Annotated in this window: 10 protein-coding genes; 4 read left to right on the top strand and 6 right to left on the bottom strand. The window is 45.7% G+C overall.

Annotated elements, in window-relative coordinates:
• The first annotated feature begins 94 nt into the window (after nucleotides 1–94).
• Nucleotides 95–1675 (top strand): NAD(P)/FAD-dependent oxidoreductase, encoded by a 1581-nt coding sequence (locus H1A14_RS14360; RefSeq protein ID WP_194776964.1) that lies wholly within the window; start codon nucleotides 95–97, stop codon nucleotides 1673–1675.
• Nucleotides 1676–1731: 56 nt separating this feature from the next.
• Here H1A14_RS14360 and H1A14_RS14355 read toward each other — a convergent pair whose 3' ends face one another.
• Nucleotides 1732–2346, bottom strand: coding sequence for a DUF4230 domain-containing protein (locus tag H1A14_RS14355; RefSeq protein ID WP_194776963.1), 615 nt, complete (start codon nucleotides 2344–2346; stop codon nucleotides 1732–1734).
• Nucleotides 2347–2448: 102 nt separating this feature from the next.
• Entirely contained in the window at nucleotides 2449–3657 is a 1209-nt protein-coding gene (locus tag H1A14_RS14350) for a hypothetical protein (protein ID WP_194776962.1), read from the bottom strand.
• A 318-nt stretch (nucleotides 3658–3975) separates the two neighbouring features.
• Here H1A14_RS14350 and H1A14_RS14345 point away from each other — a divergent pair, with 318 nt between their 5' ends.
• Together H1A14_RS14345 and H1A14_RS14340 are read left to right on the top strand one after the other, a co-directional pair.
• Nucleotides 3976–5655, top strand: coding sequence for an AMP-binding protein (locus H1A14_RS14345; RefSeq protein WP_194776961.1), 1680 nt, complete (start codon nucleotides 3976–3978; stop codon nucleotides 5653–5655).
• Between the two features lie 120 nt (nucleotides 5656–5775).
• Entirely contained in the window at nucleotides 5776–7380 is a 1605-nt protein-coding gene (locus H1A14_RS14340; RefSeq protein WP_194776960.1) for a GMC family oxidoreductase, read from the top strand.
• A gap of 33 nt (nucleotides 7381–7413) precedes the next feature.
• Here the strand turns inward: H1A14_RS14340 and H1A14_RS14335 are convergent, their stop codons facing one another.
• The 3 genes from H1A14_RS14335 to H1A14_RS14325 are packed head-to-tail and all read right to left on the bottom strand — an operon-like array spanning nucleotide 7414 to nucleotide 10366.
• Nucleotides 7414–9195 (bottom strand): acyl-CoA dehydrogenase, encoded by a 1782-nt coding sequence (locus tag H1A14_RS14335; protein WP_194776959.1) that lies wholly within the window; start codon nucleotides 9193–9195, stop codon nucleotides 7414–7416.
• Between the two features lie 2 nt (nucleotides 9196–9197).
• Complete coding sequence (locus H1A14_RS14330; protein WP_194776958.1) at nucleotides 9198–9755, bottom strand: sugar O-acetyltransferase; 558 nt, start codon at nucleotides 9753–9755, stop codon at nucleotides 9198–9200.
• Nucleotides 9752–10366 carry a DinB family protein gene (locus tag H1A14_RS14325; protein WP_194776957.1) on the bottom strand — a complete coding sequence of 205 codons (615 nt, stop codon included), beginning with the start codon at nucleotides 10364–10366 and terminating at the stop codon, nucleotides 9752–9754. The genes H1A14_RS14330 and H1A14_RS14325 overlap by 4 nt, the downstream gene beginning before the upstream one ends.
• Before the next feature lie 60 nt (nucleotides 10367–10426).
• Here H1A14_RS14325 and H1A14_RS14320 point away from each other — a divergent pair, with 60 nt between their 5' ends.
• Nucleotides 10427–11803 carry an exonuclease domain-containing protein gene (locus tag H1A14_RS14320; protein WP_194776956.1) on the top strand — a complete coding sequence of 459 codons (1377 nt, stop codon included), beginning with the start codon at nucleotides 10427–10429 and terminating at the stop codon, nucleotides 11801–11803.
• Here the strand turns inward: H1A14_RS14320 and H1A14_RS14315 are convergent.
• A complete protein-coding gene (locus tag H1A14_RS14315) occupies nucleotides 11800–12924 on the bottom strand; it encodes a pyridoxal phosphate-dependent aminotransferase (protein WP_194776955.1) in 1125 nt (374 codons plus the stop codon). The two genes, H1A14_RS14320 and H1A14_RS14315, sit on opposite strands and share 4 nt — an antisense overlap.

Genomic DNA, 12924 nt, shown 5'->3' with positions numbered 1-12924 from the left:
TAACTTGTAGGATATAGCCTAAACTTCAGGCATATAAAATAAATTTATCAAATCCCATTGTTCCATTTAAGGATAAACACCTTACCGGAAGCCCATGAAAAAAGAAATCCAACTCCAACTCAAACCTGAAGAGGCCTATGACGAAACGAATTTTCGTCAGGTTGCCTTAAAGCAGGCGGGAATACATCCTGACCAATCTGATTTGTACGTTCGTCAACTCAAAAGAAGTATTGATGCAAGAGGAAGACAGGTCAAGGTCAATGTCACTGCGGAAGTGTTTATCCAAGAAAAACCTTATAAATTGGTTAGTGGGCATAGGGAATATCCCAACGTCACTAATTCAGATGCTTTGGTCATCGTCGGGGCTGGACCGGCAGGGCTTTTTGCGGCCCTTAGGGCCATCGAGTTGGGTTACAAGCCCATCGTCTTGGAAAGAGGTAAAGATGTCAGAGCCAGAAGAAGGGACATCGCAGCCATTAACAAAGATCATGTGGTCAATCCTGAGTCCAATTATTGCTTTGGAGAGGGGGGAGCGGGGACTTATTCTGATGGAAAATTGTATACCCGATCTAAAAAGCGAGGGGATATCCGTAGGATCATGGAAATTTTGGTGGCCCATGGTGCCACGTCTGAAATCCTGATTGACGCGCATCCCCACATAGGAACCAATAAACTGCCTAAACTGGTAGAGGAGCTGAGAAACAGCATTTTGGATGCAGGAGGTCAGGTGCTTTTTGAAACGAAGGTGGTGGATTTGATCCTGGAAAATGATGAAATAAAAGGGGTGATCACGCAGGATGGTGAAAAGATCAAAGGCATGGGAGTGATCCTCGCCACAGGTCATTCGGCAAGGGATATTTTCCAGTTGCTGGCTTTCAAAAAGATCTTAATTGAAGCCAAACCCTTTGCTTTGGGTGTCCGGATTGAACACCAACAACAGCTGATAGACCGCATTCAATACCACTGCGAAGTGGATAGAGGACCCTACTTGCCCGCTTCTTCTTATTCGCTGGTTCAGCAGACCCATTATAAGGGAAAGCAAAGGGGGGTGTTTTCTTTCTGCATGTGCCCCGGGGGTTTTATAGTACCTGCTGCCACCTCTCCAGGTGAATTGGTCGTTAATGGCATGAGCCCCAGTCGAAGAGACAGCAAGTTCGCTAACTCAGGCATGGTGGTCGCAGTTGAGCTGGAGGATTTGCCTGAATTCCAACCCTACGGTGCCTTGGGTCCCATGAGGTTTCAGGCAAGGGTAGAACAGCAGGCCTGGAAAGCGGGAGGAAAGACACAAACTGCTCCTGCCCAACGCATGATGGATTTTATTCAGGATAAGGTGAGTGATCATTTATTGCCTACTTCTTATCAGCCGGGGCTAATGTCAGCGGACATGAGGGAAATTCTGCCGGATTTTATCGCTGTTAGGCTCAAAGATGCTTTGAAAACTTTTGGCCAGAAAATGAAAGGCTACCTGACCAATGATGCCCAATTGATAGGAGTAGAGAGTCGAACCTCTTCTCCAGTTCGGATTCCCCGGGATAAGGAAACTTTTGAACACATCCAAATCAAGCGGCTTTTTCCCTGTGCTGAAGGGGCAGGATATGCAGGAGGGATAGTGTCTGCAGCCATGGATGGGGAACGTTGTGCCGAAAAATTGATCGCCCTTTACAAGAAAAAATAAAATAATATAAATCTCTTTAAATGAGGTATTTATGTGTTTTAAAATAAAGCCATACTTTACCTTCTTAACTGCCGCATTATTTCAGGATCATCGATCAGTATTTCTTCATACTGCAAAGTCCAACCCATGGATTTGGTCAATACATAAAAGTTAAGGAGTTCACTCATCAGCCGCTCGTGGGCATTGTCTTTAAGATCAGACTTTTCAATTTTTTGCCGGATTTGGGAATTGACACTCGCTTTGATTTTGTTGTAATCCTTGGCCTCAAACTTATTGAAATAGTCCTGGGTGACATCATAATATTCGATGTCCGGATAGATGTTGATTTCCGGTTCCGGAATTTTTTTGATGATCAGGGTTTTGTTGGATTCGTCGATTTCTGTTTCCAGTTTTCTTAAGTCATATTCCACTGTTACTTTGGCATTGGCCACTACCAAAGCCTTTTTGTTGGATGAAAAAATGTCGAGGTAATATTTCTTGGAATTTTGGAAGGTGAATACTTCTGAAAAGTATCCCTCTGTTACGATGAGCTTTCCCACCTGTTGTATCTGCTGTTGGATCAAATCTGAATTGGAACGGAGTTCCTCCCTTTCTTCTTTTTTATCCAAGAAAAACCAAAGACCCACGAAAGTGATGGCGGCTACTAAAATACCGGAAAGAAATCTATTCATTTATTGCTTTGTGCTAAGGTGAGGGTTAGGAGAAAGTAAACACCTACCCTGAAACTTTGGTTCTGATGTGGCCATTCAATCCCCTCATTGAGTTGTGATTGCTCAATTTACTTTGTACATTTTGTTCGCCGAATTGATGTAGTCCAAGGGATTGTAGGCTTTGTCAAAGGAGTTTTGCAACCCGTTCAATTTGTTTTCCAATTCAGCGATTTTGGAGCCCATTTGACGGCTGTTTTTGTATTTGGAAATAAGCTCGTTGTACTTGGAAATGTTTTCCCTAATCCGGAATGTAATGGTTCCAAAACGGATTTTTAAAGCCTGTACTTCCGACATCTCATAGTAGAAGGTGTTTTTCCAGTTTTTCGGGTTTTTGGATTTTTCAACACTGACCCTTTTGGAAATGGTGTCGGTCAACTGATTGAGGTATTCATACCTTTTGTTGGCATCATTTTCCAAACTGTAACGTTTGTCAAAATCTACTTTTTTGACCCCGAGGATATCGAGATTTTTCTGAAGGTTGATTTCGTACAGGCGCTTGAGTTCTTCTAGTTCTGCATCAATGGCTGCCCACTCTGTTTCGACCAGGTGGATCTCATGGGTGTACTGACCCAATTCCGTGACCAGTTCAAACATTTTCTGGCTACGGAGTTTGAGGTCAAGGTTCTTTTTGCCGTTGATGTTGTCGATGTAGCTGGACATGCCCGTAAACAAGGCCTGACTGAAAGTTCCGAAAATGGGTGTACCTGCGGAGAGATCCCCGGTCAGGGACATCAGGTTTGACACCACACCCAGGGAAGCGCTTCCGGTTTTGTTCTCTTCCACATACTCCTTGTAGCCATTGTACCATTCATTGAAACCGGGATAGGTACTTGGATTGCCAACTGACTCCAGGGTTGTGAAAAAGTCCCTGGTAGCACCGAAAAGCAGCAAAGGCCTCAATTCCCTTTCCATGGAAACCAGGTTGATGATGGCCGCCTGATAATTCCCCTGATAGATGTTGAGTTCGGAAAGTTTCTCTGCTTCCTGAACATCCTCAATCAATTTGACCCGCTCTACGAGTTTTTCTATTCTTTGGCTTTCGGTGTTGCTTTGGTTCAAAGATTTGTCCAACTGTTGAATACGGGCATCCAAGTCGCTTAGTTTGGCGCCCAATTGATTGTCCATAGAGTCGGTTTTCTGTTTGATGTTGCTCAGCAAGCTGTTTTTCAAACTTCTTTCCAGTGAGGTTACAATGGAATCGTTCTGAGCGTGGCTGTATTGGGTCATCAAAGTCAATATGCTGAGACAAAGGAGGGTGCAAAGTGTTTTCATAATGAAAATGGTTTTTCTTCAAGCATCTAATTTTATGCCACTTTTTTCAGGCCACTTTCTGATTTACTCGTCCACACTGCAGTCTTGTTGGGTGGATATCATTGTGCACATTGAATTTGTATTGTTCATTTGATAATTGATTTTGAAATTCGAGCCATGCGCACTTTTTGAGCAGTAAATGCGTATTCAAACAGATTTAATTCCTTATTGCGGAAGGAGATGGGCAATTCTTTTTAATAAAAACATAATTCGTTTATATTTATTAAATCATAGTGCCTTTTACATTTGAAACCTAAAACCCAAAAAACATAACGACCTATGCAAGATTATCCTTGGTTAAAATTTTATCCCTCTTCAGTGCCAAAGGAAGTGGATGTAAATGCCTACAGCAGTGTAGTTGATTTATTTGAGGAAAGTGTAAAAAAATACGGAAAAGCCATTGCCTATGAATGCATGGGCAAGACCATGACTTTTGAGGAACTGGACAGGCTTTCGGGCGATTTTGCAGCCTATCTGCAAAATGAGCTCAAGTTACAACCCGGCAGTAGGGTGGCCATCCAAATGCCCAACTGTCTCCAATACCCGGTCGCCATGTTTGGCAGCCTCAGGGCTGGTATGGTTGCCGTCAACACCAATCCCCTCTATACCGCCAGCGAGATGAAGCATCAGTTCAATGATGCAGGTGTGGATGTGGTGGTCATTCTGGCCAACTTCGCTGCCAACCTGCAAAAGGTCAGGAAGGAAATCCCAGCCAAGCATATCATCATCACCGAACTGGGAGATCTTTTGGGTGGTCTGAAAGGGGGTATCGTGAATTTTGTGGTGAAGTATATCAAAAAAATGGTCCCCTCTTATTCACTTCCAAAGGCCATACCCTTCAAAACTGTTTTGTCCCAAGGAAAAAATTCCACTTTTAAGCATGTGGAAATGAAGCCGGGTCAGGCTGCTTTCCTGCAATATACGGGTGGTACCACCGGGGTGTCCAAAGGGGCCGAACTCACCCATGCCAACATCGTGGCCAACATGCAGCAGATCTCTGCCTGGATGAAGCCAAAATTGAAAGACAAGGAAGAGATCGTCATTACCGCATTGCCGCTTTATCACATCTTTGCGCTCACGGTAAACTGTTTGGCGATGCTTAAAATCGGCGCACATAATGTATTGATCACCAATCCAAGGGACATGCCTGCTTTCTGCAAAGAACTGAGCAAACACAAGTTTACGGTCATCACAGGTGTCAATACCCTATTCAATGGCCTGCTGAATCAGGAGGCATTCCGAAACCTGGATTTCGATAGCCTTAAAATTGCTGTAGGCGGTGGTATGGCAGTTCAGAAGGCCACCTCTGACAACTGGAGAAAAGTAACTGGAACTCCGCTTGCAGAAGGCTATGGCCTCACGGAAACTTCCCCGGTTGCGACCTGCAATCCCATTGACGGGACAGAGCGGATTGGGACGATTGGCATTCCTTTGCCGAATACCAATGTAAAAATCATCGATGATTTGGGAAATGATTTGCCTGCCGGGGAAAGGGGAGAGCTGTGTATCAAAGGGCCCCAGGTCATGAAAGGCTACTGGAACAGGCCACAGGAGACAGCGGATGTCTTTATTGGAGACTGGTTCAAGACTGGAGATATTGCGGTCATCAACGGAGATGGCTTTGTGAAGATCGTGGACCGAAAAAAAGAAATGATATTGGTTTCAGGCTTCAATGTCTATCCCAATGAAGTGGAAGATGTGATTGCCTCCCATCCCAAGGTACTGGAAGTAGGTGTCATTGGGATGCCGGATGATAAATCTACAGAAAGGGTAGTGGCTTATGTGGTTCCGAAAGACAAGTCCGTGACTTCTGAAGACATCATCTCCCATTGCCGGGAAGAATTGACAAATTATAAGATTCCCAAAGAAGTCTTTTTTACGGATGAATTGCCTAAAACCAATGTGGGCAAAATCCTTCGCAGAAAGATCAAGGAAAAACATGAGAAAACCCTAGCCTGATCCCTTCGCCAACAAAACCTGAATGCAACTGAAAAATCCGATTTTGCATTCAGGTTTTTTTTAAATTTTGAAGCGATCTTTTGATCAATTCTATTGCCCAGCATTCATTTCGACCCAAAAATGACCCAGGACTACATCATCATCGGAGCCGGATCGGCCGGTTGTGTATTGGCCAACAGGCTGAGTGAATCTCCCCAAAATTCCGTTCTCTTGTTGGAGGCAGGAAATCCGGATAAAAAACCCGAAATCCATATTCCCGGGGCCTATGGACAGTTGCACCGGACAGAAGTGGACTGGGCATTCTGGACTGAGCCTCAGGCCCAGCTTCAAAACAGAAAGCTCTTTGTACCAAGAGGCAAAACACTGGGAGGCAGCAGCAGCACCAATGCCATGGCCTATGTGAGGGGAAATAAGTTGGATTTTGACGAGTGGGCGGCCTTGGGCAATAAGGGTTGGGATTATGACTCCGTGTTGCCATATTTCAAAAAGTCAGAGCACAATGTGGATTTTGAGGGACCTTATTATGGGAAAAACGGCCCGCTCCATGTGGGCTGCAATCCCCAACCCCATCCGGTAGGACAGGCATTTTTAGCGGCATGCGAAATGGTGGGCATCCCCATAAATCCGGAATTTAACGGGGCTGAGCAACTGGGTGCTGGCATGCTGCAGTTTACGATTAAAAACAACCAAAGGATAAGTGCAGCCACGGCTTTTCTGAAACCTGTGCTGCACCGGAAAAACCTGAAGGTTTTGACAGGCGTTCGGGTTACCAGGATTTTACTGGAAGGGAAAGTGGCAAAAGGGGTTGAATTTGTCGACGGGAAAGGAGAGAAAAACCAGGCCTATGCCGATAAGGAAGTGATCTTGTCAGCCGGCGCCATCCAAAGTCCCCAACTGTTGATGCTGTCAGGAATAGGGAAATCTGCTTATCTGGATGCTTTTGGTTTGGAGACCCTACATGATTTACCGGGTGTAGGAAAAAATCTGCAGGATCACATTTGGAGCGGTATGACAGCCTGGTCCAAATGGCCCACAGATAATGCATTGCTCAGTCCCGTCCCAAGGACAAGGGCGCTCCTTCAGTATCTGATTTTTAAAAAAGGGCCATTGGGGAGGGGTCCCCTTACTGCCAATGCTTTTATCAAAACAGCTACAGAACTTGATCGGCCTGATGTGCAGTTTCATCTGGCCGCTTCCGGGATTGCGGAAGATTACAGCACGGACATCTATGACATCACTACCTTTCCCAGAAAAAGCGGTTTTGGCATCATGGTCATCCTCATCCGGCCCAAGAGCAAGGGCTTTGTGGGACTGAAATCCAACGACCCCTTTGCTGACCCCTTGATCCAACCCAATTTTTTCTCAGCTCCGGAAGATTTTACCACTTTGAAAAAAGGCATGCTGAAGGCCAAAGAGGTGATGCAGGCTTCTCCGCTTAGCCAATTGGCCACAGGGCCAATCTTTTTGCCGAAGGAATTTTCGGATGAAGCCCTGTTTGACCACATTCAAAAAACCGCCGAAACCCTCTATCATCCCGTAGGTACCTGCAAAATGGGTCAGGACAGGGACTCAGTGGTAGATGCTGAGCTCAAGGTGCATGGACTCCAAGGCCTGCGGATTGCCGATGCTTCCATCATACCCACCATCATCTCTGGCAATACCAATGCTGCCTGTATCATGATCGGGGAGAAGGGGGCGGATATGATTTTGGCTAACCCAGCCTAATCCCCGAACAGAATTAAAAACAAATGATTTTGGTCAAAACCATTCAGCTTTCATTTTGATGGTGGGAAAATGACTGGAAGTCAATTTCTCTGCCAAAGCCTTCATTTTGACCAATTCATATTCATAAAAGTACTCCAGGGTAGTCATTTTTCCCAAGTAAAAGGCTTCTCCGATCTGTCCGTTTTCTTTGGCTTCTTTTAGACTTATCCCTTGTCTCAGCCATTGCCAGGCAAGTGTAAAGATGCTTAGAAACTCCAGGTATAAGGTGGCATCGGCCAAAAATTCTTCAGGGTTTTCCCTGGCTTTTTCCACCAGCTTCAGGGTAACTTTTTGGGAGAGTTCCTGATAATGGCTGAGGACTTCCGTATATCTTTTCAAGCTTTCGTGTACATTGGCTTCTCGAATGGTAGACCCCACCGCTTTCATCAAAAGCGTAAAACCCATCCCATCCTGTATGATTACTTTTCTGCCCAAAAGATCCAGACCATGAATACCTGTGGTGCCCTCATGGATGGGATGGATCCTCGCTTCACGGTAATATTGCTCCGCAGGAAAGTCGGTGGTATATCCAGCTCCTCCGAGCACCTGAACCGCTGCTGAGGTAGTAAGGCAACACATTTCGGATGGATAGGATTTTGCAATGGGGGTCAACAAATCCAGTAAGGTCCTGGATGCTTCCCTTTCCTGACCTTTCTGCACATGAACCAGATCCGACAGGTAGGCGCAATACAAAATCAGGGACAATGAACCTTCTACTATGGATTTTTGGAACAGCAGCATGCGCTTGACATCGGCATGGGCGATGATCAGTTCCTGAGGCCTTGCCGGGTCTTTTTCACCTACCTTTCTGCCTTGGGGTCTTTCTTTGGCATAAGCCAAAGAGGCTTGATAAGCTGCGGTGCCTATGGCAGTGGCATTCATGCCTACTCCGATCCTTGCTTCATTCATCATCTGAAACATGTAAGAAAGTCCTTTGTGAGGTTCTCCCACCAGGTAGCCAAGGCAATTGTCATGGGAACCGAACATCAAATGTGCAATGGGTGCGCCTTTGTATCCCATTTTGTGGTAGATGCCTTCTGTCAGTACATCATTGGACCTGAGATCAGGAAGACGTTTCTGCGGAACGACGAACAAGGATATGCCTTTGGTCCCTGCGGGCGCACCCTTGATTCTGGCCAGCAGCAGGTGGACCACATTGGTGCAGGCATCGTGGTCTCCGCAGGAAATGTAGATTTTTTGGCCTTTGATCTGATACACCCCTTCCTCACCAGTAGGCGTAGCCTGTGTACTGAGGTCAGTTAAGGAGGAACCTGCGTCCGGTTCGGTCAGGGCCATGGTGCCCTGCCATTCTCCCGAGTACATTTTGGGGGTAAAGTTATCAATCAGGGTTTTTGATCCAAAGGTTCTGATCAGGTTGGCGGCTCCAGAGGTCAAAAACGGAAAAACACTGGTGGAATAATTGGCTGCCTGAAAGATAAATCCAGCTGCCAACTGAATGACCTGGGGAATTTGCTGCCCACCTTCTTCATAGGTGTAAGGGGCATTGATCCATCCGCCCTCGCCAAACTGCCTGAGAATTTTTTTCATCGCAGGATGCAGCCTGATTTTGCCATTTTCCAAAACCGGTTCCTTTCGGTCCATTTCTGAAAGATAAGGAAGTAGGGAGGCATTGGCTATTTTATCTGCTGCGTCCAGAATCATTTCATAAGTTTCCTTCCCATGGTCCTTGAAATAAGAATATTGACTAAGGGTCAAAACAGGATTGTTTTGAAAGAGCTGAAATCTGAGGTCTTTTTTGGAATAAAAGCTGGACATGGTTACTTGAGTTTTTTGATTGTTGCGCAGGGAATGCCTCCTGCAAAAGTATCGGGGGGAATGTCTTTAGTCACCACAGCTCCGGCCCCGATGACCGAGCGGGCTCCTATCTTGACGCCGGGGCACAGGATGGCGCCCCCGCCAATCCACACATCATCTTCAATGATGATCCCTTTGCCGCTTTCCAGCAGGGTTCCCCTCACCTTATGGTCCATGGGATGGGTGGCTGCATAAAACTGTACATTGGGGCCTATTAATACCCTATGTCCAATTTTAACAGGGGTCACATCCAATACCACACAGTTGAAATTAAAAAACACATCATCGCCACAACTGATGTTGTAGCCATAATCACAGAAAAACGGAGGCTCGATCCAAAAATTCTTACCGATTTTCCCCAAGAGGTCGGACAACAAGTTGAGCCTTAATTGGCTTTCTGCCGGGCGAGAGTGATTGAATCGATGGAGTAGTTCACGGGCTTTTAACCTTTCTGCCATCAGAAGGGGATCTGAGGCGAGGTAGAGTTCGCCCGCCAGCATTTTTTCTTTTTCACTTTTCATGATGGATTTACTTTTTCCAGTACAGCCAAGGCTTGTTTGAGGTGTCTTTTTTCATGAAGGGATATGATTTCCACCGCCTGATCCAAGGTATACACAATGACTTTGCTTGCCGGAGAATGGATCACTAGTCCTTGGCCAAAATGGGGTTCCAGTTTTTTGATCCAATGTTTCAATTCCACTTGATGGGCTTGGAATCTTTTGAGGATGTCAGGCTTAATTTCTGATTCTCTAGGTTTCCAGATTGGAAGGGTAAGGCTTTTTTTTGGATTATCCGGATGGACAGACTTCAGGATGGCGTTGCCCAGATATCTGGTCAAAAAACTGATTTTCCCAATCAAAGGAGCTTTGAAAGTACCCTCACTGATCTGCTGAAAAACCGGAAAATAAGAGCTGTTGAGTTGGATAAGGTGCTGAAGGATTTCAGCAATGCTCCATTGATTGGGTTCAGGTCGTTGCATCAGGTCAGTAATGGCCACATCACCGAACTCCACCAATACCCTCGCACTGATTTGGTCAAATTCAATTTCCCATTTTTTCTTTTGAATCATATATCCCTGCGATTGTCCAAACAATTTAGGAATATTTTGCTGCATTTTTTTCTTTTCTGACATTTGGCGACACAATTCAATCTGATACTTTTACCTTGATTGAATTAAGCTTAATTTTATCACATGGTTTATTTCGCCATTGTAGATATAGAGACCACAGGAGGGTTTTCGGGCAACAACCGGATTACGGAGGTTGCCGTGCTGATCCATGATGGGGTAGAGGTGGTGGAAACTTATCAGACCCTGCTCAATCCGGAGCGCAGCATACCTGGGTTTATCACAGGCCTCACCGGTATCCATCAACAGATGGTGGCCAATGCCCCTACATTCAGGGAAATCGCGCAAGAACTTTTCGATCTTTTGAATGGAAAAGTCTTTGTGGCGCACAATGTCAACTTTGACTACAGCTTTATCAAAGAGGAGTTCAAAAATGCGGGGATGGATTATCAGGCCAACAGACTTTGTACAGTGCGGTTGAGTAGGCAGGTCTTTCCGGGATTGGGTTCCTACAGTTTGGGAAGGCTTTGTGACCGTTTGTCGATTGAGATCTCTGACCGTCACCGTGCTTTTGGAGATGCGGAAGCGACTGCGGTGCTGTTCGGAAAACTCTTTGCAGCCTCCCCTGAATTGATCCTGAAAACCATGAAAAAAAATTCAGGGGAAAGCTTTTTGCCGCCGCATATTTCCAAAGAAACTTATCAAAAACTACCTGAAAAACCCGGGATCTATTATTTCTACGATGCCAACGGACAGGTGATCTATGTTGGGAAAGCCAACAACATCAAATCCCGTTTTAAAGGACATTTTTCGGGTCATTCCCAAGGAGGGGCCAAGCTTCAGCTCAAAACCGAAATCCACGATGTGACTTGGGAATTGACGGGAGGGGAATTTTTGGCCCTTTTGCTGGAAGCCTTAGAGATCAAAAGACTGTGGCCCAAATACAACCGCTCCCAAAAGAACCCCAATAATTCCTGGGGACTGTATGTGTATGAGGACAATCAGGGTTTTATGCGGCTGCAGGCATCTAAGTTGGTCAAACATGGACAACCAGTATATACCTTTCAGAGCCATTTTGAAGCACGGTCTTTTTTAAATGAAAAATGCCAGTATTTTCAGCTTTGTCCGAGATTTTGTGGGCTGCAGAAGTCCAATGGGGCATGTTTTGATTATCAGATCGGCAAATGCCGGGGCGCCTGTAAAGGAGAGGAAGACATGGAGACCTACAATGCCAAAGTGAAACGAATGCTTTCGGAAATCAAACAGCAAAAGTCAAAGCTTTTGATCCGGGCTGCAGGAAGGGATCTTCAGGAAGAAGCCGTATTGCTGTTTGAAGAAGGGATCTTGCAGGGTTATGGCTTCGTGCCTTTGGAGGAGGACCTTCGAAGGCCTGAGCAGGCCCTTGATTTTATCCGACAGGTAAAACCGGTTTCAGAGACATTTTATATTCTAAAAAGCTTTATCAGCACTTTACACCCAAGTAGGATGCAGGTATTGGATTAAGCCATACTCTCTCTAAAATTCTGATTGAAGAGGGCCACCTCTTCTAGGGTGCCTGTGCTGATCCGGCACCAGTCATTCAGCGGAGGAAATTCCCTTCCAATGATGATTCCTCTTTGAAGCATATCCTGACCCAGTTCATTGATGTCCCTTCCTGAATGAAAGAAGACAAAATTGGCGTGGGAATCCAAGTATTCCAACTTAAGCTCATCCAGCATGGCACAAATCATTTTTTTTGCTTCTTTGTTTTTGGCGAGGCTGAAGTCATAAAATTCCTGATCCTTCAGTGCGGCTTTTGCTGCTGCCATGGCCGCGGTATTGGTGTTGGCCACCAACCTTTCGGAAATTTTGGAGATGATCTCTGGTTTTGCCACCAAATAGCCGACTCGGAGGCCCGCCAATCCATACACTTTGGAGAAGGTTTTGGACACGATCACGTCCTTTCCTTTTTTGACCAGTTCCACCATAGAGGGGTAATCAGGGACCTCGATAAAATCACAATAAGCCTCATCTGAAAAAACCACTGTTTTCTTGCTCACCGATTCACAGAAGTCCATCACTTCATTGGCCGGCAACAATTTACCGGTTGGATTATTGGGATTGCAGAGAAAAACCAGTTTGGTCTTAGGAGAAACCCTTTTTTCCATCTCCTGCAGGTCAAAATCCAGATCCTTGTTTAAAGGCACCCAGTTGATGCTCGCTCCCCACAGTTCTCCATAAGTCATCATGGATAGGAAGGTGGGAAGGCAGGAAATAATCTCTCCTCCATTGGCGGCAAAAGTGGCCCCGGCAATCTTTAATCCTTCAGTGGAACCGGCGGTGACGGCAATATGGTCTGTAGGTACCCCTTCTTTGGCTGCAATCATTTCGGTAAGCTCCTTCATGTAGGCCCATGGATATCGACAGCCCATGTCAAATTCATGGACGATTGCATCCCGGACTTTTTGGGAAGGGCCATAGGGGTTCTCATTCGATCCGAGTCGGATGGGACTGGAAAATGACCTAGGATTGAATTTTCTTTTTTCCTCGGCACTAAGGGTTGGGACCAACCCCATTCCCGAAATCAAGGCCATACCACCTGTCAGTGAGGCACTTTTCAACCATTGTCTTCTATTGAGTTTCAT

This window comes from Pararhodonellum marinum (genome assembly GCF_015354735.1).
Taxonomy (GTDB): Bacteria; Bacteroidota; Bacteroidia; order Cytophagales; family Cyclobacteriaceae; genus Pararhodonellum; species Pararhodonellum marinum.
Note: the sequence above shows the minus strand (reverse complement) of the source record. Positions and strands in the feature narration are given on the sequence as shown.

Bases quoted from the DNA above. Each gene is read 5' to 3' on its own strand.
- H1A14_RS14330 (WP_194776958.1), bottom strand. From the start codon at position 9,755: ATGAAAAGTGAAAAAGAAAAAATGCTGGCGGGCGAACTCTACCTCGCC.
- H1A14_RS14315 (WP_194776955.1), bottom strand. From the start codon at position 12,924: ATGAAACTCAATAGAAGACAATGGTTGAAAAGTGCCTCACTGACAGGT.
- H1A14_RS14325 (WP_194776957.1), bottom strand. From the start codon at position 10,366: ATGTCAGAAAAGAAAAAAATGCAGCAAAATATTCCTAAATTGTTTGGA.
- H1A14_RS14345 (WP_194776961.1), top strand. From the start codon at position 3,976: ATGCAAGATTATCCTTGGTTAAAATTTTATCCCTCTTCAGTGCCAAAG.
- H1A14_RS14340 (WP_194776960.1), top strand. From the start codon at position 5,776: ATGACCCAGGACTACATCATCATCGGAGCCGGATCGGCCGGTTGTGTA.
- H1A14_RS14320 (WP_194776956.1), top strand. From the start codon at position 10,427: ATGGTTTATTTCGCCATTGTAGATATAGAGACCACAGGAGGGTTTTCG.
- H1A14_RS14335 (WP_194776959.1), bottom strand. From the start codon at position 9,195: ATGTCCAGCTTTTATTCCAAAAAAGACCTCAGATTTCAGCTCTTTCAA.
- H1A14_RS14355 (WP_194776963.1), bottom strand. From the start codon at position 2,346: ATGAATAGATTTCTTTCCGGTATTTTAGTAGCCGCCATCACTTTCGTG.
- H1A14_RS14350 (WP_194776962.1), bottom strand. From the start codon at position 3,657: ATGAAAACACTTTGCACCCTCCTTTGTCTCAGCATATTGACTTTGATG.
- H1A14_RS14360 (WP_194776964.1), top strand. From the start codon at position 95: ATGAAAAAAGAAATCCAACTCCAACTCAAACCTGAAGAGGCCTATGAC.